This is a genomic window from Streptomyces sp. NBRC 109706 (genome assembly GCF_000974485.1).
Lineage (GTDB): Bacteria > Actinomycetota > Actinomycetes > Streptomycetales > Streptomycetaceae > Streptomyces.
The window spans coordinates 603291-625176 of the sequence record NZ_BBOM01000004.1; the positions used below are offsets into that span (position 1 = coordinate 603291).

16 protein-coding genes are annotated in these 21886 nt (G+C 70.9%); 11 read left to right on the forward strand and 5 right to left on the reverse strand.

Features of this window, described 5'->3' with window-relative positions; all coding sequences use genetic code 11:
* Nucleotides 1–7 precede the first annotated feature (7 nt).
* The 3 genes from AOM46_RS02340 to AOM46_RS02350 all read right to left on the reverse strand — a co-directional run bounded on the left by AOM46_RS02340 (nt 8) and on the right by AOM46_RS02350 (nt 3151).
* Nucleotides 8–808: a carbohydrate ABC transporter permease gene (locus AOM46_RS02340; RefSeq protein WP_234313594.1), complete on the reverse strand. Its 801-nt coding sequence runs from the start codon at nt 806–808 to the stop codon at nt 8–10.
* 89 nt (nt 809–897) lie between these two features.
* Nucleotides 898–1851: a carbohydrate ABC transporter permease gene (locus tag AOM46_RS35060; RefSeq protein ID WP_062204804.1), complete on the reverse strand. Its 954-nt coding sequence runs from the start codon at nt 1849–1851 to the stop codon at nt 898–900.
* Between the two features lie 22 nt (nt 1852–1873).
* On the reverse strand, nt 1874–3151 hold the full coding sequence (locus AOM46_RS02350) for an extracellular solute-binding protein (protein ID WP_158920208.1): 1278 nt from the start codon (nt 3149–3151) through the stop codon (nt 1874–1876).
* A 280-nt stretch (nt 3152–3431) separates the two neighbouring features.
* Between AOM46_RS02350 and AOM46_RS02355 the strand changes: the two genes are divergently transcribed.
* Nucleotides 3432–4613 (forward strand): ROK family transcriptional regulator, encoded by a 1182-nt coding sequence (locus tag AOM46_RS02355; RefSeq protein ID WP_062204812.1) that lies wholly within the window; start codon nt 3432–3434, stop codon nt 4611–4613.
* 486 nt (nt 4614–5099) lie between these two features.
* A complete protein-coding gene (locus AOM46_RS02360; protein WP_370592626.1) occupies nt 5100–5693 on the forward strand; it encodes a transglycosylase SLT domain-containing protein in 594 nt (197 codons plus the stop codon).
* Between the two features lie 56 nt (nt 5694–5749).
* Here AOM46_RS02360 and AOM46_RS02365 read toward each other — a convergent pair whose 3' ends face one another.
* Both AOM46_RS02365 and AOM46_RS02370 read right to left on the reverse strand, forming a co-directional pair.
* Nucleotides 5750–7711 carry a LamG domain-containing protein gene (locus AOM46_RS02365; RefSeq protein WP_158920210.1) on the reverse strand — a complete coding sequence of 654 codons (1962 nt, stop codon included), beginning with the start codon at nt 7709–7711 and terminating at the stop codon, nt 5750–5752.
* A gap of 499 nt (nt 7712–8210) precedes the next feature.
* Complete coding sequence (locus AOM46_RS02370; protein ID WP_062206299.1) at nt 8211–9296, reverse strand: hypothetical protein; 1086 nt, start codon at nt 9294–9296, stop codon at nt 8211–8213.
* Nucleotides 9297–9467: 171 nt separating this feature from the next.
* Between AOM46_RS02370 and AOM46_RS02375 the strand changes: the two genes are divergently transcribed.
* From AOM46_RS02375 to obgE, 9 genes are all read left to right on the forward strand, one after another.
* A complete protein-coding gene (locus tag AOM46_RS02375; RefSeq protein WP_062204820.1) occupies nt 9468–9923 on the forward strand; it encodes a hypothetical protein in 456 nt (151 codons plus the stop codon).
* A gap of 812 nt (nt 9924–10735) precedes the next feature.
* A complete protein-coding gene (locus tag AOM46_RS02380; RefSeq protein ID WP_062204824.1) occupies nt 10736–12997 on the forward strand; it encodes a glycosyl hydrolase in 2262 nt (753 codons plus the stop codon).
* Nucleotides 12998–13192: 195 nt separating this feature from the next.
* Complete coding sequence (locus AOM46_RS02385; RefSeq protein WP_062204828.1) at nt 13193–13717, forward strand: pyridoxamine 5'-phosphate oxidase family protein; 525 nt, start codon at nt 13193–13195, stop codon at nt 13715–13717.
* Between the two features lie 125 nt (nt 13718–13842).
* A complete protein-coding gene (locus AOM46_RS02390) occupies nt 13843–14382 on the forward strand; it encodes a GNAT family N-acetyltransferase (RefSeq protein WP_062204831.1) in 540 nt (179 codons plus the stop codon).
* Between the two features lie 147 nt (nt 14383–14529).
* A complete protein-coding gene (locus tag AOM46_RS02395; RefSeq protein ID WP_062206302.1) occupies nt 14530–15309 on the forward strand; it encodes a TIGR03936 family radical SAM-associated protein in 780 nt (259 codons plus the stop codon).
* 199 nt (nt 15310–15508) lie between these two features.
* Nucleotides 15509–19297 (forward strand): Rne/Rng family ribonuclease, encoded by a 3789-nt coding sequence (locus tag AOM46_RS02400; RefSeq protein WP_062204834.1) that lies wholly within the window; start codon nt 15509–15511, stop codon nt 19295–19297.
* A gap of 231 nt (nt 19298–19528) precedes the next feature.
* The gene (rplU, locus tag AOM46_RS02405; RefSeq protein WP_062204837.1) at nt 19529–19852 is read left to right on the forward strand and encodes a 50S ribosomal protein L21; all 324 of its coding nucleotides are present in this window, start codon (nt 19529–19531) and stop codon (nt 19850–19852) included.
* A gap of 14 nt (nt 19853–19866) precedes the next feature.
* On the forward strand, nt 19867–20127 hold the full coding sequence (gene rpmA, locus AOM46_RS02410) for a 50S ribosomal protein L27 (protein ID WP_062204838.1): 261 nt from the start codon (nt 19867–19869) through the stop codon (nt 20125–20127).
* A gap of 134 nt (nt 20128–20261) precedes the next feature.
* Nucleotides 20262–21704 carry a GTPase ObgE gene (gene obgE, locus AOM46_RS02415; RefSeq protein WP_062204843.1) on the forward strand — a complete coding sequence of 481 codons (1443 nt, stop codon included), beginning with the start codon at nt 20262–20264 and terminating at the stop codon, nt 21702–21704.
* The last annotated feature ends 182 nt before the right edge of the window (nt 21705–21886 follow it).

Here is a 21886-nt window from a genome sequence, read left to right on the forward strand (position 1 = left end):
CGGGTCTCTATCCTCGGAGCCCGCCGCTGATCATGTCGAGCCGCCAGAACCGCTGGAGGAAGAGCAGCAGCGCGACCAGCGGGATGATCGAGACGGCCGTGCCGACGATGGCGATGCCATAGAGCGCCGGCTCGCCCGAACCCCTGGTCAACACGGTGTAGAGGCCGAGGTTGATCGGGTATTTGTCCTCGTCGGCGAGCATGATGTACGGCAGCAGGAAGTTGTTCCACGCCCCGACGAACTGCAGCATGAAGATGGTGACCATGCCGGGCAGCATCATCGGCAGCCCGATGGTGGCGAAGATCCGGTACTCGCTGGCCCCGTCGATCCTGGCCGACTCGATGATCGAGGACGGTACCGAGGCGTCCGCGTAGATCCGCGCGAGATAGATCGCGAACGGTGAGATCAGCCCCGGCAGCAGCACCGACCAGTAGCTGCCGACCATGCCCAGCTTGGCCATGATGATGTACTGCGGGATCGCCAGCGTCATCGCCGGCAGCAGCACCCCGGCCAGGATCAGATAGAAGATCGCGTTGCGCCCCGGGAACGAGTACCGGGAGAACGCATAGCCGGCCGCCGCGGATATCAGCGTGCACAGCAGCGCGCCGACGCCCGCGTACAGCAGGCTGTTGAGCGCCCACTGACCGTAGACGCCGTCGTTGTAGGCGAACAGGTCCCGCACGTTGTCCAGCAGGCTGGTGCCCGGCCGGAAGGTGAACGTGGAGAACAGGTCGGCCCGCGACTTGCTGGCCGCCACGAAGATCCAGACGATCGGCACCAGACAGTAGAAGGCACCGATCAGCAGCACAGCGGTCGGCAGGATCCTGGCCCGCCGCCCGGTCCTCCGCGGTTCCTCCCGGGGCACGGCCGAGGGGAGACGGGTTGTCGTCGACGCGCTCACTGGTGTCCTCCAAAGGCCCGGCGCTGGGCCACCCGCAGCAGCAGCAGGGAGACGGCGAACGTACCGATCGCCAGAATGACGGAGCCGGCGGCGGCCATGGGCAGATCGTCCTGGATGAAACCGCTGCGGTAGATATGCATCAGCGGGACCCAGGTACCGGAGATCTCGGTGGTCATCGGCGCCAGCGTGGTCGGCTCCCCGTACACCTGGAGCGTGCCGACCAGCGAGAACAGCCCGGTGAGCAGCAGCGCCGGAACCACCAGCGGCACCTTGATCCGCCATGCCAGCTGCCATTCGGTGCAGCCGTCCATCCGCGCCGCGTCATAGATCTCCGGCGGGATGGAACGCAACGAGGTGTAGATGATCAGCATGTTGAAGCCGACCCCGCCCCACAGGGCGATATTGGCCAGCGAGGGAAAGATGTTGGTGCCGTCCAGGAACGGGATGGCGTCCATCCCCAGCTTCTCGGTGAGATGGCTGAACGGGCTGGTCGACGGCAGATACATGAAGCCCCACAGCAGCGAGGCGATCACGCCCGGCACCGCGTAGGGCAGGAAGATCGCCGCCCGCGAGAAGCGCCGCGCCCGCGCGCCGGCGTGGTCGAGCAGCAGCGCGAAGCAGAGCGCGAGACCGAGGGTGAGGGGCACCGCGATCAGCCCGTAGACGGCCAGCCGGCCGAACCCGGACCAGAACGTCCCGTCGGTCAACGTCTCGCGGTAGTTCGCCAGACCGACGAACACCTCCTCGCGGGTGCCGAAGACACCTCCCTCCACGATCCGCATGCCCTGGAGGCTCAGATACAGCGCATAGACCACCGGTATCGCGAGAAACGCGAGAAAGAGGGCGAGCGCGGGACCGAGAAGGACATAGGGGGCCGCGGTCCGCGGCCGTCGTTTGGCCGTGCGGCTCCCCAGGGGTCCGCCGACCCGCTGGGTGACATCTCCTGCCATGGCTACCTTGGCTACCTTCGTGTCAGTCGGTGAGGTCGAACCCGTCGCGCGCCATGTCGTCGACCACGGCCCGATGGGTCTCCCGTAGGGCGTCCACCAGGGACTTCTGGCCGCGCAGCGCCGGCGAGACGGCGTCGGAGAACTCGGACTGGGCGGTGTTGACGTTCGGTCCCCACTGGATGTTCGGCAGGGTGTGGGTCGCCGCGTAGTTCGCGACCTCCCAGTAGTCCTCCTGCTCGCCGGCGAGCGGCGGCGGGGGCTGCTCGGCCGTCATCTCCTGCCCGGTGATCGAGGCCGGATACTCGCCCGCGGCGATCTGCAGCGCGCACGCCTCCTCGGAGGTGTTCATCCACGCGATGAACTCCACCGCCGCCTCGACCTTGTCGTCGTCGGTCACGGTCAGCGCCGAACCGCCCTGGAACGGGACCGCCGCGCCGCTCTCGCCCCAGCCGGGCAGCGGCGCTATCGCCCAGTCCCCGGCCTGGGACTCGGCGATGCCGTAGATCACGCCAGGGCCCCAGACGCCGGTGGGCCACGCCAGGATCTCGCCCTCGTTGAGCTTGTTGTTCCACTCGGGGGTCAGGATCGGCCCGCCCTGGATCAGGTCCCGTTCCAGCAGGTCCTGCCAGAAGGCGGCCACCTCAAGGGAGGTCTCGTCCGCGATGCCGACCGTCCACCGGCCGTCCTCGACCGCCCACCACTGGCCCCCGGCCTGCTGGGCCAGCCCGGCGAAGCCGCCGAACCCGTCGGGGGGCAGCGTCATCACATAGGTGTCCGGGTCCCGCTCGCGGGCCTGGGCGGCGACGTCGGCGAACTCGTCCCAGGTGGTGGGGACGCTCAGCCCCAGCTCGTCGAAGCGGGCCCGGTTGTAGAGGAAGACCATCGGGCCGATATCGATGGGGACGCCGTAGACATGCCCGTCGAAGCTGGTCAGCTGCCAGGTGCCGGGGTCGAACCGGTTCGGCAGATCCCCGGCGTGGTCGGTGATCTCGACCAGCGCCTCCGAGACGACCAGCGCGGGGATCGTCTGGTACTCCACACAGGAGACATCGGGCGCGTTCCCCGCGCGGCTGGCGGTGAGCAGCTTGATGGACGAGTCGTTCCCGCCGCCCGCGTCCGTGTGGTTGATCCGGATATCGGTGTGGGTGGCGTTGAACTCCTCCACCTTGGTGGTCTCGCCCCAGCACCAGTAGTCGAGCGTCACAACGCCGTCGTCGCCGCCCCCCACACCGCAGGAGGTCAGAAGAAGCGCCGTCACGCCGGCGAACGCGCCCGGGCGTGCGAGGAAACGTCTCCTCAAGGGTGTTCTCCGTCCATGTGCCAGTCCCGTGTCCATGCCACCCCTTGACCCGTGGCTTGTGGCGCACAACCTACTCTCGCCAAATCGGCAGTGTCTACGTTGAAGACTGTGCGATTTTCTTTGGAAAGTTGGGGCAAAAGGGGTCAGTGGTGGGGGTAGAGGCTTCACACCAAAAGCGTTCGACTGTTCGTTCGACTACGTTCTCGGTGGTCGTTCGACAGTGTTCCCACGGTGTTCCCGCGGCGGTTATGGCGATCGCGGCGCCCCGTAGGGTGGGGCCGTGCGCATCACGGATGATCCCGGGGGCCGGCCCGAGGTCCAGGCGTGGCGGTCGGTTCCCCGCCCGGCCTGGCCGATCCTGCGCGAGCTGGTGATCCACGGCCCCCAGTCGCGCACCGCGCTGGCCAGAAAGGTCGGCCTCTCCGGCGCCAGCCTCACCCGACTGACCAAACCGCTGGTGGAGTCAGGGCTGATCGCCGAGCGCGATATCGCCTACGACCCGGTCAACGGCCGCCCGACCCGCCCCCTTGAGGTCGTCGCCGACAGCCTCCGCTTCCTGGGCGTCAAGATCACCGCGGACCGCGTCTTCGCCGTGGTCACCAACCTGCGCGCCGATGTGGTCGCCGAGGACGAGGTCGCCCTCACGGGCCTGGCGCCCACCACCGTGGTCGCCCAGATCGGCGAGCTCGCCGACGCCCTCGTCGCCAGGACCGGGCCCCCCGTCGCCGCCGGCATCACCCTCGGTGGCGACGCCCACACCCCCGCCGCGCTCGACGAGACCGAACTCGTCGACTCCGGACGGCTCGGCTGGGAACGCGTCCCCATCCGCCGCCTGATCGGCGAACGGCTCGGCATCCCCTGCGTGGTCAAGAACGATGTCACCGCGCTCGCCTACTCGCACCAGTGGTTCGGCGCCGCCCGAGGCGTCAGCGACTTCGCCGTCGTCGCCATCGGCGCCGGCATCGGCTACGCCCTCGTCCTCCACGACCGCGAGGTACGGGCCACCGAGGCCGATATCGGCGAGTTCGGCCACCAGATCCTGGACCCGAGCGGCCCGGCCTGTGCCATCGGCCACCGGGGATGCGCCTCCGCCTACGCCACCACCCGCTCCGTGCTGCGCGCCGCCGGACAGGGCCTGCGCCGCTCGCCCAGCTACCCCGAGGTGCTACGCCTCGCGGAGGCCGGCGACCCGGTCTGCTCGGCGGTCGTCCGGGAGGCCGCCTGGGCGCTGGGCATGATGATCGGCAACGTCGCCAACAGCACCATGGTCAAGACCGTGATCGTCGCCGGCGAGGGCGGCGACGCCGCCCGGGTCGCACGGGCCGACCTGGAACGGGGGGTCGCCGCCCGGCGCCGCGACTACGCCTCCCTCGCCATCCTCACCCAGCCACACCACTTCACCGACTGGGCCAGGGGGGCCGCCGTGGCGGCCATCCGCTCCTATGTCGAGGGCACCGACTGACATCAGCCGGTCACTCCCCGTCGATTTCACCGGCCGCCGACTGTGATGGCGGTTACGGGACTTTGGTCGTGTGCGAGGTGGGGTGGTGGGTGGTGGGGGTGTGGGTTGGGGCGTGTTTCGGGGTGTGGGGTGGGGTGTGGGGGTGGGACTTCTGTCCTGGTCTACGAGGTGTCTTCGCAGGTCAGGGGCTTGTGTTGGGGGTGGGGTGGGGTGCATGTTGGCTGCTCGCCGCGTTTGGGCGGTGGTCTTCGTACGGGGTTTCGGGAGGTTACGACCATGACTGTTTCTACGCACGGTGCGGGTGCTCGCGTTGTTCGTCCGGTCGTGATGGCTGGTCTGGTGACGGTGGGTGCTACGGCGCTGTCGTTGCCTTTCGCCACCTCTGCGATGGCTGCTGAGGCCGAGGGCGTGACGCGGGCGGCGGAGGGTACGTCGGCTCCTGCGGCGTTCGCTCCCGAGGGTGGGGATGGTCCGTTGGGTCAGCCCATGACGGTCACGGCCGACGGGGACGACGAGGGCGCTGAGGGTGCTGGTGAGGGTGACGCGCCGGCCGCTGAGAAGCCTGCGGACAAGCCCGCGGCTGAGAAGCCTGCGGACGACAAGCCCGAGAAGCCTGTCGAGGAGAAGGCTGGGTCGGGCGGTGTTGATGGTGTGGCTGATGGGTTTGATGAGGATGAGGGTCGTGGTGAGGAGTACCACGATGATGGTTCGCTGGTGGTGATTCCTAGGGCTGAGCAGCCGACGCCGGAGCCGGCTTCGGATGAGGAGATCGACGGGTGGATTCGGGAGGCTCTTGAGGTGCTGGAGGATGAGGGTATTCCGGCCAGCTATGAGGGTATTCATCGGAATCTGATGCGGGAGTCGAGTGGTGATCCGCTGACGATCAACCTGTGGGACACGAACGCGGAGCAGGACATTCCGTCCAAGGGTCTGCTGCAGGTGATCGATCCGACGTTTGAGCAGTACCACGTCGAGGGGACCAGCGAGAACATCTACGACCCGGTTGCCAATATCGCGGCTGCCTGTAACTACGCGGCCGACCGGTACGGCTCGATGGACAACGTCGACAGCGCCTACTGACCCGAGCAGCGAAGCGAGCCCCGCCCCCCGGCGGGGCTCGCCGTCGTGTGCCTCCCCTATGTCGCGGGGGCCCGGTGGTAGAGCTGTCGTGCGTCCTGCGCGGTGACGATCCGGTCCCAGAGCCGCACATCGTCCAGCACGCCGGGGAAGAACGCCCCAGCGCCGTCCGACCCCAGCAGCAACGGACCGTCGGCGTTCACCGCCCGCTCGGTCGGGGCCGTGCCGACCGGGTCACCGTTCACATAGAGGGTGAGCGTTCCGGCGTAGGCGTCCTGGACGCCCACCAGAAACGTCCACTCGTCCGGCTCCGCCGTTCCCCCGACCGCCGCCGCGCCCTCGGCGCCGGGCCCGCCGAACGCCCAGCCGCCCTGCTCCGCCGCGTAGAAGAGGCGGAAGCCCGGGCCGTCCCGACCGGCCTGGGTGGCAACCACCGCGTCCTCGGCCGGCAGCTCGTCCAGCCGGACCCAGGCGGCGACGGCAAAGTGCCATCGGGTGTCCAGCACCGGCGTCCCGGCGTTGGCGTAACCGCTGACGCCGTCGAGACGCAGCCCCTCCCCGTGCACCGCCGGGACGCCGAACTCGGCGCCCCCGTGTACCTGGGCCGCCGGCACCTCGGCCGCCGCCGAGACCCGCTGCGCACCGGCCGGCTCGTCCAGGCCCAGGTACGCGACCGCCGGCCGTCCTTCGGTGGCCGGATCCGTCGGGTGATCGAAGAACCTCACCTCGTCGATCAGCCCTGGGAACGCGGCGACCGGCTCCCCGTCCGCCGCTGCCGCCGCGCCGATCCACACCGGACCGCGCGCGTTCCACTCCGCCCGGTGCGGGGCGCCGGCGGCCAACTCGCCGTCGACAAACAGGCGTAGCTCCCCCTGTTCGGCGTCATACGCGCCGACCAGCCGCGTCCACTCCCCTTCGACCACGGCGACATCCGAGGCCAGCGCCACCGCCGCACGGTCGTCGTCCGCCCGGTCGGCGAGATGCTGACGGAACGCCCAGCTGTCGTCGTCGGCGGAGTAGTACAGCTCGAAGCCCGACCGGTGCACGCCGGACTGGCTGGCCACCACGGCGTTGTTCGTCGGCTTCTGATCGAGCCTGACCCATGCGGACAGGGAGAACGACCGGTTGGTGTCGACCAGCGCACGCTCGGTGACCGCGTGGCCATCCACTCCGTCCAGTTCCAGCGCCGAGCCCGACACCCCCTCGGCCCCGGCCGTCGCGCCGCCGTGCAGCGCGGCCCACCGCTCCGACGCCGCGCCGGCCTCATCCTCCAGCGCCCAACCGGCCCTCGGCGGGGCGCCGAGGGCCACCCGGATCTGGTAGACGGTGGGCGGCGACATGTTCCCTGCCCGGTCGAACGACTGTGCGTAGAACGAGTAGATCCCCGGGCTCTCGGGCAGGACGAGCACCGTGCGGGGCTCACCCCCGCTGGTGGCGATCTCGCCACCCGGGCGGCCGTTCAGCTGCCAGCTGTAGCCGATGACGTCCTCGTCCGAGGTGGACAGGGTGAACTCGCCGTAGTGGCCGGCCCCTTGGTGCCAGGGGTCGATCGGGCTCGCGGGATTCGACTCCGGATAGTCGGCCGAGAAGACGGTCGGCGCCGCCGGCACCCCCGTGTCCAGTGTGAAGTGGCAGGCGTGCCCCTCGTCACCGGTGTCCGACCACGGGCTGTACGACTCCCCGTCGTGCGACCGCGCGATCAGCCGCACCGGCGTGTCCGCCGGCAGTTCCTCGGGCAGCCGCACGGAGAACGACGAACCGGACCGCTTCGACGTCGAAAGACCCGACCCCCACCGCACCACGTCCCCGGCACCGTCGCCGGCGTCCCACGCGGCGGCGAACTCCACGGCCACCTGGTCCCCGTCCGGATCGGTCACCCCGTCCGCGTGGACCTGCCCCGGCGACCGTATCCAGGCCGCGTCGTCGGCGGGCGCGCACGCCCCGCCGTATTCCAGCCGCAACTGCCCCGGCCGAATCTGATCGGGCCCGACCCCAGCCGCCACCGCGCCCGAAACGTTCACCCCCACAAGGAGGGCGCCAGCCAACGCCACCGCCCCCATACGTCTCCTCAAGTCCCTTACCCCCTCCATGAGTTGTCCACCTCAACGGCTGCCGTGCACTGTAGACGGACGGGGGCGATATCGGCTGCCGATAATCATCTCGACGGTCTGTAGCGGCTGGTTACGATGAGTGCGTTCCAACAACTTCCGCACCTCCCGGTGCACCGGCCATCGGCTACCGGGCCTGTTCGCAGTGCATCGGGCTTCAGCCCGGTGGTGAAGTGTGGACGAGGTCGCATTGCTCACCTGGGCTGAGGTCAGAGCGGTCGGTTCTGTTGCTCGATGTACTGCTTCACGGTCGACAGGGGGCTCCGCCGACCGATCCGGCGAAGTACGAGCCGGACCGTACAGGCCGCCTACGACGCTCAGGTGGTGACCCGGGCGATCCCGGAGACGGTGCCGCTCATCGAGGCCGGTCGGAACGCCGGCTGGCCCTGGGAGTAGGCCCTGGCCCGCGCGTTCAACCGGTGGTGCGGGCCTCGTCCAGGCGGCGGATCTCCCGCACGGGATAGGGGGTTTCGCGGCTCTCGTGCTGGAACGCGAGGTTGAACCCCGAGATCACCGCCGCCATGGGGGCGTGCCGGGTGAGCAGTGCCGCGGCGCCCGCCGGGATGCCGGTGGGGCGCTCACCCGCCGCATAGGCGCGCACCCGCGCGGCGCGCCCCTCCTGATCTCCTCGCCGGTGGCCGTACAGCGCGGTGACCAGCCAGTTGACCAGATAGCTCGCGGTGTAGCAGCGGTCGTAGTCCCGGTGTCGTTCGAAGAAGTCCGCCTCGTCCCCTGCCAGTTCGAAACGGGAGGAGAGGGCGAGGCCGTAGTCCGCGAAGTAGAGGCGCCGGCCGTCGGTCAGGATGTTCTCGAAGTGCCCGTCGAAGTGCAGCAGCCCCTGGCGGTTCATAAACGAGACACCGGCCGCGAGTTCCCGTTCCACCATGGCGCAGGCCCGGTCGGTGGCCTCCTCCCCCGCCTCGATCCGGTCGCCCAACCACTGGTGCAGGTTCTGCGGGAGGTATTCGAGGAACAGTGTGATGCTCGCCGACGCCCCTTCCAGGGCCTCGATCCGGCGACGCATCTCCGTGCCGCCGCCCCAGTACGCCACCGCCCTTTCCACATCGGCCAGTTCGTCGGGCAGCGGCGCCGAATGCGGCAGCACCCGCCAGTGGTACATCAGGGGAAAGCCCTCATGGTCCCCCGACAGTGCCCAGTTGGTCGTCTCGGCGTGCACGGCCAGCTCCCGCCAGGCCCCGAACCCCGGTGTGCCGACGGTGCCGACGCCGTAGTGGGCGAAGACGGGCAGCCCGAACAGGTTCGCCGTGGAACGGACATGCTCCGGCCGCCGCTCCAGATCCGTCAGCGGCAACCGCTTCACAAAGACCGGCGTTCCGGCGACATCGAGCAGCGCCGTCACCCCGCCGATACCGGACCTGACCGGCACCGCCGAGTCCACCAGCGCGCCCAACTCCTCGTCCCCGCGCCGGGCGAGAGCCGCGCTCACCGCACCGTGCGCGGCACGACGAGCACCGTGTGCCCTATCGGAAACCCGCACCGTCACCGTCTCCCTCCGGCCGCACCCTACGCGAGGGCGTGCCCCAACTCTTGACGTCTCAGCCGCCTTTCGCTTCCTTAAGGACCGCACGCTGTCGAACCCCAAGCGGAAAGGCACCCCATGAGACCGTCATTATCGCGTCGAACCGCCCCGCTGGCATTTGCCGGAGCAATGCTCCTCGCGGCGCCCCTCGCTTCGACCGCCTCGGCCGCCGAGGCACGGGCGACCGACACCCCCTTCCATGTCACCTCGGGTGACCGCTGCGAATACGGATCCTCCGAGGGCACGTTGACCTGGGACGGAACCCGCCCCAACGGAGTCTGGATCACCGGCTCCGTGCGCGACAGCGGCCCCGACGGCCTCTGCGCCGACGACGGACTGTTGACGCGCGTCACCTTCACCGGCCTCTCGCGCGGCCAGGAGGTCGACCGGGCCGAGCAGACCGTCGACAACGACACCGAGAACTTCCGCTTCCTGCTCGGCGACGACGTGGTGATCGGCCCCGGCCCCCTGGACGAGGTGGTCGTGCGGATCTGCCGCGTCACGGCGTCCGCCCCCGACCCCGGCCTCGGGTACTGCGGCGAGCCCCGCACCTACCCCCGCACCGAGTTCGGCCCCACCCACTGACCCCCCGGCGCGGGCCGCCTCCCCCGGCCCGCGCCACCCCACCCCCCGATCTTTGCAACCGGGTACGCCCCCCGGCTGGGCCCGCCGGGGACACCCCCGTGGATCCGCAGTCCACACGCCGGGCCGAACTCCGTCGCTACGTAGGGACGTTGGCCGTGGCCCAGGTGGCTCCGCCGCGCCCACCGATGCGGGGTCCTCCCTGCCGCCATCGCCGGTGAACTCCGTTGCTACGTGGCAACGTTCAGTCAGTGCACCCCGGTGCACCCCCCCGCTCACCATGGCATGGGCGTTGCACTCCCGCCGGTCCCGGTGAACTCCATTGTCAGGTGCCGCTGTTCAGCCGGCGTATCCCGGGCGCCCGCTGTGCGCACTGTGCCCACCGGGCCACCGGCTTCGCACCCCCACCGGAGCCGGTGAACTCCAGTGCCACGTGCCACCGCCCCGCCGGTGCCCACCGGGCACCCACCATGCCCACCAAGCCACGGGCGTCGTACTCCCGAGGGGCTCTCCGCCCGCACACGGCCGAACTCCGGTGCCACCTACCGGCGTTCCGCCGTGCAACTCCCCGCCCCCGAAGTCCGCCGCTCCACGCGGCGCGGCCTGCCCCGCCGGGCCGCCGAGGCCCGGCGTTTGCCGAACGCCGCCCGCGCAGGGCCCCGTTCCGGTTCCCGTTCGATCCATTGACACGAAATAGGCCCGTCTCTAGGTTCAGAGCGCATCAAGAGAGCGCTCTCAGCCGTCCCGTTCCTGTCCCGTTCCCGTCCACTCCCCGTCCCGTTCCTTCCCCCCACCGGTTGCGAGGTACGACGCAAATGCGGCCACTCACCCACACCAGACGCATCGCACTGATGCTGACGGCCGGCGCCACCGCGTTGGCCGGGCTCACGCTCATTCCCGGTTCGGCCGGCGCCGCCGAAGTGCCCGTCGGCAACGGCGGTTACTCGGACGAGCGTCCGGCGGGCACCGTCGGCCCGCTCGACTCCGCGGGCAATCCGGTCCTCCCCCAGCTGACGGACGCCGTCGCCGGTCAGCCGGTCCCCACCAACGACTGGTGGACGTCGTTGGTGTTCAAGCGGTACGCGGACATCCCGCACTCCCAGCCGATGTACGGGCATCCGCTCAGCTACCGGGCCGTGGCCGGCGGCCTTGAGGTCGGCTACCAGACGCAGCCCAACGTCGACGGCTCGTACTACAACTTCCCGCACCAGGCGGACCTGACGCTCGGCGTCGCCGGGCTGAACTCGCCGGACACCAAGGCGGACGGGTGGTCCGACTGGACCGTCACGCCGTACTGGGAGGACGCGGGGCACACCTTCCGCGCGACCATCGGCCATGGCAGCCCGTATGTCTACGCCGAGGGCACCGGCGGCAACGCCGAGATCGTGACGGCCGGTCCGGCGGAGGTCTTCGCCGACGAGGGCAGCACCCTCGGCGTCACCGTCAACGGCCGCGACTACGCGCTCTTCGCGCCCAGCGGCAGCAGTTGGAACGTCTCGGGCACCACCATCAGCTCGGACCTCGGCGGCGCTGACTACTACTCGGTGGCGGTCCTGCCCGACCAGGGCGCCCTCGACCTGTACGCCCAGTACGCCTACAGCTTTGTCACCGGCTCGGTCGTGGACTGGGACTACAACGAGTCGGCCGGCCAGGTCAGCGCGACGTACACCCTGGAGACCGAGGCCAGGGAGGGCGACGAGACCGGCACCATCCAGGCCCTCTACCCCCACCAGTGGGCCTACACCTCCGACACCCTGACGGACTACGAGTACGTCTCGCCGCGCGGCGTGATGCGGGTGCGGGACGGCAACTCGTTCACCACCACCCAGGACGTCACCGGCGTGCTGCCGGCGCTGCCGGAGACCGACGGCGTCGACCAGGGGCAACTCGCCGCGTTCGTCAACGAGGTGGCGGCCGACGCGTCCATCGGGTTCGGCGACACCTACTGGAGCGGCAAGCAGTTCGGCCGCCTCGCACAGGTGGTGCCGATCGCCGACCAGATCGGTGAGACGGCGGCCAGGGACCAGCTGCTGGAGGCCATGAAGGCCGGCTTCGAGGAGTGGTTCACGGTCGGCGGCCCCGCCGAGTTCTCCTACGACTCGGACTGGAAGACCCTCACCGGCTACCCGGCCTCCTACGGCAGCGACCAGGAGCTGAACGACCACCACTTCCACTACTCCTACTTCGTCTTCGCCGCCGCCACCATCGCGGCCTACGACCCGGCGTGGGCCGAGGAGTCCGCCTGGGGCGGAATGGTCGAGGAGCTGATCGCCGACGCGGCCAACCCGTCCAGGGACGACGACCGTTACCCGTTCCTGCGCGGCTTCGACGTCTACGCCGGCCACAGCTGGGCCGCCGGGCACCAGGGCTTCGAGGCGGGCAACAACCAGGAGTCCTCGTCCGAGTCGGTCAACCTCAGCGCCGGCCTCATCATGTGGGGCGAGGCCACCGGCGACACCGAGCTGCGCGATCTGGGCGTCTACCTGCTGACCACCGAGTCCGAGTCGATCCGGCAGTACTGGTTCGACGGCGACGAGGAGAACTTCCCGGCCGACTACCAGCACAACACCGTCGGCATGGTCTGGAGCAACGGCGCCTCGCACTCCACCTGGTGGACCGGCAACCCGGAGGAGATCCACGGCATCAACGTCCTCCCGGTGACCGGCGCCTCGCTCCACCTCGCCAGGGACAAGGACGCGATCATCCGCAACCTGGAGGAGCTGGTCGAGGAGAACGGCGGCCCGCCCGTCGAGTGGAAGGAAATCCTCTGGGAGTTCCAGGCGCTGGCCGATCCGACGGCGGCCCGCGCGGCCTACGACAGCGACGGCGGCGGGAGCTACACCCCGGAGGCCGGCGAGTCCTGGGCCCACGTCTATCACTGGATCTACACCCTGGACGCGATCGGCGCCCCCGACACCTCGATCACCGCCGACAGTCCGACGGCGGCGGCGTTCTCCGACGGCACCACCACCACCTATGCCGCGCACAACTACGGCGGCAGCGAACGGACGGTGACCTTCTCGGACGGCACCACCCTCACGGTTCCGCCCGGTTCGTCGGCGAGCACCACCGGCTGATCCGTCAGCTCGTCAGCACCAGGCGCCCGCGCCCCCCGGCCAGCCGCCGGGGGGCGCGGGCCCGTGCGCGGGGCGATGAGTTCCGGAGCGCGCGCGAGTCCCCTTCTTCAGGACCCCGGGACCGAAGAGCCCGCGGGCCGAGGGGAAACCCGGGAAAACCCGCAGGGATCCCCCGGAGAAGAAGAGGACGACCGAATGACGGGCGAACCGACCAGCACCACCCTCAGCCGCGAGTTCAGCGAGCCGGACGCGCGGCCGACGCCCTGGGACACGGCGCTGCGCGCCCTCACCTCGGCGGAGGTCTTCTGGCTCTCCACGGTCCGCCCGGACGGCCGGCCCCATGTCACCCCGCTGCTGGCGATCTGGCAGGACGGCAGCGCCTGGTTCACCACCGGCGCCGGGGAACGCAAGGCGAAGAACCTCGCGGCCAACCCCGAGGTGGTGCTGACCACCGGGCGCGACACGCTCGACGAGGGCCTCGATCTCACCGTCGAGGGCCGGGCCCGACGGCGGACGGAAGCCGAGCCGCTGCGCCGACTGGCCGACGCCTACGCCGCCAAATACGGTCCCGACTGGGCCTTCGAGGCCCGCGACGGGGCCCTGCACCACGCCGAGGGCGGCAGCGCCCTGCTCTTCGAGATCGTCCCTTCGCGCGTCTTCGGATTCGCCAAGGGCGCCTACTCACAGACCCGTTGGGACTTCCGAAGCGATGCCGCATAACCGGGACAAGAAAAGTCGCAGTCGGTAGTCCCCCTCTGACCTGGCGTTATTCACCCGAGGTCCGAGGCACGCCCGGAGGCCTGGTTGCCGTGGGCCCGGGGCGCACGCAGGATGGATTGGTGCCCATGCTGATCACGCCCCGCAGCGCTCTGCGGAACACGTTTCTTGACGCCGTTCGGGAGTTCCGGTCGGAGGGCCGCGGTACCGCCGCGGACGACACGATGCTCGGCCGGGACATCGAGCTTTACGGAGACCGCTGGCAGGAGCCGGCGGTCTTCGAGGACTACGTACGCCGGCTGATCGCCGACGCGAAGGCCGAGACGGCACGCCCCGCCGGCATGGTGCCGTCGACCACGCTGTGGTTCGCCGAGGGGGACGTCTTCCTCGGCCGGCTCTCCATCCGGCACCAGCTGACGCCCCGCCTCATGGAGTGGGGCGGCAGCATCGGCTACGACGTCCGGCCGTCCGCGCGGGGGCATGGGCACGGCCGGGCCATGCTGCGCGCCGCGCTGCCGCACGCCTGGGGCCTGGGCCTCGATCCGGTGCTCGTGACCTGCGACACGACCAACATCGCCTCCCGCAAGGTGATCGAGGCCGCCGGCGGCTCCTTCGAGGACAAGCGGGGCGACAAGCTCAGGTACTGGATTGCCACCGCGCCGTCGTAACCTGGTCGCGGGGTTCCGACGAGCCCCGCGACACGGCAACACAGTCACGTGCCCCACCCCGGCGGGGTCGGCGCGCGGCCGGAGCGACCGAGGGACTGAGGACAACTGGGCAAGCGACAGCCCGTAGGACCGCCCCCTGCACCCGTGGTGCAGCGCGTGCGGCTGCGGTACACCAAGCGCGGCCGTCTGCGGTTCACCAGCCACCGCGATTTCCAACGGGCCTTCGAGCGCGCCCTCCGCCGGTCCGAGGTGCCGATGGCCTACTCGGCCGGCTTCACCCCGCACCCCCGGGTCTCCTACGCCAACGCCGCGCCCACCGGCACGGCCAGCGAGGCGGAGTATCTGGAGATCGCGCTGGCCGAGCCGAGGGAGCCGGCCGAGCTGCGGGCGCGCCTGGACGAGTCGCTGCCCACCGGGCTCGACATCGTCGAGGCCGTTCCCGCGCGCACCGGCGACTTCGCCGACCGGCTCGCCGCCTCCGTGTGGGAGCTGCGCCTGGACGGCGTGCCCGTGGCGACGGCCCGACAGGCCGTGGCCGTCTTTCTCGCCGCCGACGAGGTCATGGTGCGCCGGCAGACGAAGAAGGGCATCAGGGACTTCGACGCCAGGGGCGCCGTGGTCTCCCTCACCGCCGACGAAGGCGGGTCCGATAGGCCCGGCTCCGCTCCCTGTGCGATACTGCGCCTGGTAGTACGGCATACCACCCCCGCCGTACGACCCGACGACGTCCTGTCCGGTCTCCGCGCTACGGCCGACCTGGCGCCGCCGGTCCCCGCTGCGGTGACCAGGCTGGCGCAGGGGCCGCTCGATGAGGAGACCGGCACGGTGCTCGACCCGTTCGCGCCCGACCGCGACGCTGCCCAGGCCGCATTTGCCACGGCCCCAGGACAGTCACCCGCGGCGGCGCCGGGAGCCGCCGGACAGTGATGCCGTCGCCGCGCCGTCGAACCGCTTGGGGCCAGGGAGCCACTCGGGCCCGACCGTTTCAGCCGGCGCATCGACCAGCAGACTTTCGCCGTAGCCGGGCCGAGTAGGTCCGGAACCGGCGAGCGACACGAAAGCTCCCGAGCGGCGCCCGCCGTGACAGGGTGGGGTGCCCGGGAGCATGACGGGAGAACCGCCCGCAATGCACGATCGACACGAGTCCGCGAACGCGGAAGGTGCGGAACGCACCGACGACAGCAACACACCGAGCGACACCCTTCCGCCCCGGCGGCGTCGCCGCGTCGCGAGCCGCCCGGCGGGACCGCCGACCAGCGTGGCCGAGCCGGTGTCCGCCGAGGTCACCGAGGTGACGCCGCCGGCGCCCCCGGCGCCGGAGGAGGCCGCGCCCGCGGCGAGCCCGCCGGCCGACGAGCCGGCGCCGCCGCGCCGCCGGCGCCGCGCCACCAGGGCGACCAGCGAGCCACGGCCCGCCGAGAGCGCCGAAGCGGCCGACCAGGCCCAGGAGACGGAGACACCGACAACCCCCGAGACACCGACGACCCCCGAGGCGACCGAGGAGACCGTGCCGGAGGTCGCCGAGCTGGCGGATGTGCCGGAGGTCGTCGAGGTGGCGCCGCGTCGCCGCCGCCGGGCCGTCCGCGCCGCCGCCGAGCCCGGGTCCGAGGCCCCGGTGCGCCGCAGGCGGGCCGCCAAGAGCGAGGCCAAGGCCGTGGAGCCGCCGGCCTTTGTGGCCGAGTCGGAGCCGGTGGCCGAGCCCCCCGAGGAGCCGGCCGTCGAAACCCAGGAGGAGCCCGAGGCCACGCCGCGTCGGCGCCGCCGGGCGACCAGGGCGGCGGCCGAGCCGGCCGCCGCGCCCGAGCCGACCGAGGAGCGCGAGACGGGCCGCCGACGCAAGCGGTCGGCGCGCGCCGAGGCCGAGCAGCGGGCCGATGCCGAGCCCAAGGCGGGCGCCACGCGGCCGGAGGAGGAGCTGCCGCAGCCGCCGGCCGCCCCGGCCGTGGTGTTCCGGGCGCCGGTCTTCCAGGCCCCCATGTTCCAGACCCCGCAGCGCGCCGCCGAGGAGGCGGCCAGCCGCTACGCCGAGTCGGCCAACTCCGCCGAGGACGACGAGGAGCTGGACGAGTCCGACGTCGACGACGAGCTGACGGCCGAGGCGCCCGAGTCCGCGCCCGTCGCGCTGCCCCCTGCCGCCGAGGCCGATGACGAGGCCGCCGACGAGGCGGGCGGTCGCGACCGCCCCGCGAGGCGCCGCCGCCGGGGCGGCCGACGCCGCCGCCGGGGCGAGCTGGCCGAGCGCGCCGCCGAGGCGGCGGCCGACGAGGCCGGCCCCGACGAGCCGGCCGAGCCGGTCGAGGAGCAGCCGGCGGAGGAGCCGGAAGCCGAGTCGGAGCACGACGGCGACGCGGAGGAGCAGGCCGGCGAGAACGGCGGCGGTTCGTCCCGCCGGCGTCGCCGCCGCCGGCGCCGCACCGGCGACGCGGGCGAGCAGCCGACCGGCGAGGACGACCCGGAGCGCACCGTCGTCAAGGTGCGCGAGCCGCGCCGCAAGCGCGAGGAGGGCGTCGAGTCCTCCGACGGGGTGCGGTCCATCAAGGGCTCCACCCGTCTGGAGGCCAAGAAGCAGCGCCGCCGCGAGGGCCGTGAGCAGGGCCGGCGGCGGGTGCCGATCATCACCGAGGCCGAGTTCCTGGCCCGCCGCGAGGCCGTCGAGCGGGTGATGGTCGTCCGCCAGCACGGCGAGCGCACCCAGATCGGGGTGCTGGAGGACAACGTCCTCGTCGAGCACTTCGTCAACAAGGAGCAGTCCTCCAGCTACGTGGGCAACGTGTACCTGGGCAAGGTGCAGAACGTGCTCCCGTCGATGGAGGCCGCGTTCGTCGACATCGGCAAGGGCCGCAACGCGGTGCTCTACGCCGGTGAGGTCAACTTCGAGGCGCTGGGCCTCGGCCATGGGCCGCGGCGGATCGAGACGGCGCTGAAGTCCGGGCAGCCGGTGCTGGTGCAGGTCACCAAGGACCCGATCGGGCACAAGGGCGCGCGGCTGACCAGTCAGATCTCGCTGCCGGGACGCTATCTGGTCTATGTCCCCGAGGGCTCGATGACCGGGATCAGTCGCAAGCTGCCCGACACCGAGCGGTCCCGACTGAAGCAGATCCTCAAGAAGATCGTTCCCGACGACGCCGGCGTGATCGTGCGCACGGCCGCCGAGGGCGCCACCGAGGAGGAGCTGACCCGGGACGTCGAGCGGCTGCAGGCGCAGTGGACGGAGATCCAGAAGAAGAGCAAGAAGGGCAACGCCCCGACGCTGCTCTACGGCGAGCCGGACATGACCGTCCGGGTGGTCAGGGACATCTTCAACGAGGACTTCTCCAAGGTCATCGTCAGCGGCGACACCGCCTGGGAGACGATCCACGGCTATGTCTCGCATGTGGCGCCCGATCTGGCCGAGCGGCTGACGCGCTGGACGTCGGAGGTGGACGTCTTCGCCACCTACCGGATCGACGAGCAGCTGATGAAGGCGTTGGACCGCAAGGTCTGGCTGCCGAGCGGCGGTTCGTTGGTGATCGACCGCACCGAGGCCATGGTGGTCGTCGACGTCAACACCGGTCGTTTCACCGGCCAGGGCGGCAACCTGGAGGAGACGGTCACCAGGAACAACCTGGAGGCGGCCGAGGAAATCGTGCGTCAGCTGCGGCTGCGCGACCTGGGCGGCATCATCGTGATCGACTTCATCGACATGGTGCTGGAGTCCAACCGGGATCTGGTGCTGCGGCGGCTCCTGGAGTGCCTGGGCCGGGACCGGACCAAGCACCAGGTGGCCGAGGTCACCTCGCTGGGCCTGGTGCAGATGACCCGCAAGCGGGTCGGCCAGGGCCTGTTGGAATCGTTCTCCGAGCCGTGTGTGCACTGCAACGGGCGGGGCGTGCTCGTGCATATGGAGCATGCCCACATCACGGGCGGTGGCGGCGGTGGCGGTGGCGGCAAGAAGGGGCGCAAGCGCGGCAAGGGCGCGGCCGCCGTGGAGGCCGCCGCGATCGAGCACGCGACGGAGGAGGTGCCCGAGCCGGTGGGCGCGGCCGAGGAGCCGGAGCCGGTGGCCTCGGTCGAGCCGGTGGAGCCGATCGTGCCGGCCGGGACCGCCCAGGACGTGGAGCGGGACGAGCCGCTTGACACCCTTGAGCCCGCCGAGCCCGCGGTGCCGGCCGTGCCGGTCGAGGAGCCGACGTCCGGCGGTAGGCGGCGTCGGCGCGCCACCCGTAAGGCGAGCGCGCCGGCCGGGCCGCCGAAGGTGGCGGACGAGGGCGTGGTGACCACGGTCACCGTGGCCGAGCCCGAGCCGGTCGCGGCTCCGGAGCCGGAGCCCGAGCCGTTGGTCGCCGAGGAGCCGGTGGCCAAGCCGGCGAGGCGGCGTGGCAGCCGTAAGGCCAGCGCCCCGGCCGGTGCGCCCAGGAGCGCAGCCGAGCCGACGGTGCTGGTGGTCTCCAACGAGCAGCCGGAGCCGGTGGTCGAGGCCGAGCCGGCCGAGCCGGTCGCGGCCCCCGAGCCGGCGGCCCCGCGTCGGGCGGCCCGTCGGGCCTCGGCGCCGGCCGGTTCGCCCGAGGGCGCCGAGGAGGCGGTGATCACCGTGGTGGCCACCGAGCCGCCGGCCGAGCCCGAGGAGGCGGAGCCCGAGCCGGCCGAGCCCGAGCTGGCGGAGTCGGTGGCGGAGCCGGCCGAGCCCGAGGAGGCGAAGGCCACGGCCAGGAAGACCGCCAAGCGCGCCACCACCAAGAAGACGGTGGCCAAGAAGGCGGCCGGCACGGCCAAGAAGAGCACGGCGAAGAAGGCCACCAAGAGCGCCCCCGCCAAGAAGACGGCGGCGAAGAAGACCACCACGAAGAAGGCGACCACCAAGAAGGCCGCCGCCAAGAAGACGACGGCCAAGAAGTCCACGACCAAGGCGGCGGCTTCGGCCCCCTCCGAGGAGTGACCTCGGCCACGGCCGTGGGGCGGGTCGAATCCTGGCAGCGCGCCAGGATTTGACCCGCTTGTTGGCCCCTCCGTATTCTTGGCGATCGGCGTGTCACTGGACACGCCATGCCTCTGAGCACCTTCCTCCCATGGTGCCGCGCCGTCCCGTCAGGGCCGGGTGGTCGGGGAGAGGCCGGGTTCGCCCGTCGCTGGCATCAGAGGCTCCGCATCGAGTGAGAGAGAGTTCCGCGTGTACGCGATCGTGCGCACCGGCGGCCGTCAGCAGAAGGTTGCTGTGGGCGACGTCATCGAGGTTGACCGACTGGCGAAGAGCGAGGTCGGCGACACCGTCGAGCTCTCCACCCTGCTCGTTGTGGACGGCGAGACCGTCACCAGCGACCCGTGGGTTCTTGCCGGCGTGAAGGTCCAGGCCGAGGTCGTCGACCATCACAAGGGTCAGAAGATCCGGATCCAGAAGTTCAAGAACAAGACCGGTTACCGCCGGCGGATGGGTCACCGTCAGCTGCACACCCAGCTGAAGGTCACCAGCATCCCCGCCCCGGCCGCGAAGTAAGGGACTGAAGCGAGATGGCACACAAGAAGGGCGCGTCCTCCACGAGGAACGGCCGTGACTCCAACGCCCAGTACCTCGGCGTGAAGCGGTTCGGCGGCCAGGTGGTGAACGCGGGCGAGATCCTGGTCCGCCAGCGCGGCACCCACTTCCACCCCGGCAAGGGCGTGGGCCGTGGCAAGGACGACACGCTGTTCGCGCTGGAGGCCGGCGCGGTGCAGTTCGGTACCCACCGCGACCGCCGGGTCGTGAACGTGGTGCCGGTCGCCGCCGGCTGAGCGCGCGACCGACGAATTCTCCAGGGCGGACCGTTCTTCCCCATGGCGGGAAGCGGTCCGCCCTTGGCTTTGTTGGTACGAGCGACGTACGACCGATGACACACAGCACGCACAACTGCCGGGAGGCACCTGTCATGACAACCTTCGTGGACCGCGTCGAGTTGCACGTCGTCGCGGGTAACGGGGGCCACGGCTGTGCCTCCGTGCATCGGGAGAAGTTCAAGCCGCTGGGCGGTCCCGACGGGGGCGACGGCGGTCGGGGCGGGGATGTGATCCTGGTGGTGGACCCCGAGGTCACCACGCTGCTGGAGTACCACCACCGGCCGCACCGCAAGGCCACCAACGGCAAGCCGGGCGCCGGCGGCAACCGCACAGGGGCCCTGGGCAAGGACCTGGTGCTGCCGGTGCCCGACGGCACGGTGGTGCTGGACGCCGACGGTCGGGTGCTGGCCGATCTGGTGGGCCCGGGCACCGCCTTTGTGGCCGGGCAGGGCGGCCGGGGCGGTCTCGGCAACGCGGCGCTGGCCTCGCCGCGCCGCAAGGCGCCGGGCTTCGCGCTGCTGGGGGAGCCGGGGGAGAGCCGGGATCTGGTGCTGGAGCTGAAGACCATCGCCGATGTGGCGCTGGTCGGCTATCCGAGCGCCGGCAAGTCCTCGTTGATCTCCGTGCTCTCGGCGGCCAAGCCCAAGATCGCGGACTACCCGTTCACCACCCTGGTGCCCAACCTCGGCGTGGTGACGGCGGGGGACGCCGTCTACACGGTGGCCGATGTGCCCGGGCTGATCCCGGGGGCCAGCGAGGGCCGGGGCCTGGGCCTTGAGTTCCTGCGGCATGTGGAGCGCTGCGAGGTGCTGGTGCATGTGCTGGACTGCGCGACGCTGGAGTCGGAGCGCGATCCGCTCTCCGACTTCGCGGTGATCGAGGAGGAGCTGGCCCAGTACGGCGGGTTGGACGACCGGCCGCGGCTTGTGGTGCTCAACAAGACGGACATCCCAGAGGGGCAGGATCTGGCGGATATCGTCCGGCCCGATCTGGAGGCGCGCGGGCTGCGGGTCTTCGAGGTGTCGGCGGTGTCGCGCAAGGGACTGCGGGAACTCTCCTTCGCGCTGGGCGCGCTGGTCGCCGAGGCGCGGGCCGCGAAGCCGGTCGAGGAGGCGACGCGGGTGGTGATCCGGCCCAAGGCGGTCGACGACGCGGGCTTCACGGTAACCGCCGAAGGTGAGGATTTCTTCAGGGTTCGGGGGGAGAAGCCCGAACGTTGGGTGGTGCAGACCGACTTCGCCAACGAGGAGGCGGTGGGCTATCTTGCCGACCGGCTGAACCGTCTCGGCGTCGAGGAGGAGTTGGTCCGCGCGGGCGCCAGGGAGGGCGACGGCGTGGCCATCGGCCCGGAGGACAACGCGGTGGTCTTCGACTGGGAGCCCACGGTGTCGGCGGGCGCGGAGATGCTGGGCCGACGTGGCGAGGATCACCGTATGAACCCGCTGCGCCCGGCGGCCAGGCGGCGGCGTGACCGCGAGGCCGAGCGAAAGGACTCCGCGCAGCGGGAATTCGAGGAATTCGACCCCTTTGAGTGAGCTGGGCGGTATTGGCTGCGTTTGGGGCGGTTTCTGATCGTCGGACGGGTCGTTCCGTTATCGGTTCAGCGGCGAAAATGCCTGGTCACCCGAGCGCTTGGGGGGTCGGCAGGGTAAAGGTACGCTGTCTCGAACCGATAACGGTCGGCAACGGTTAGTCCGACTTAGGGGTCAAGCTTCTA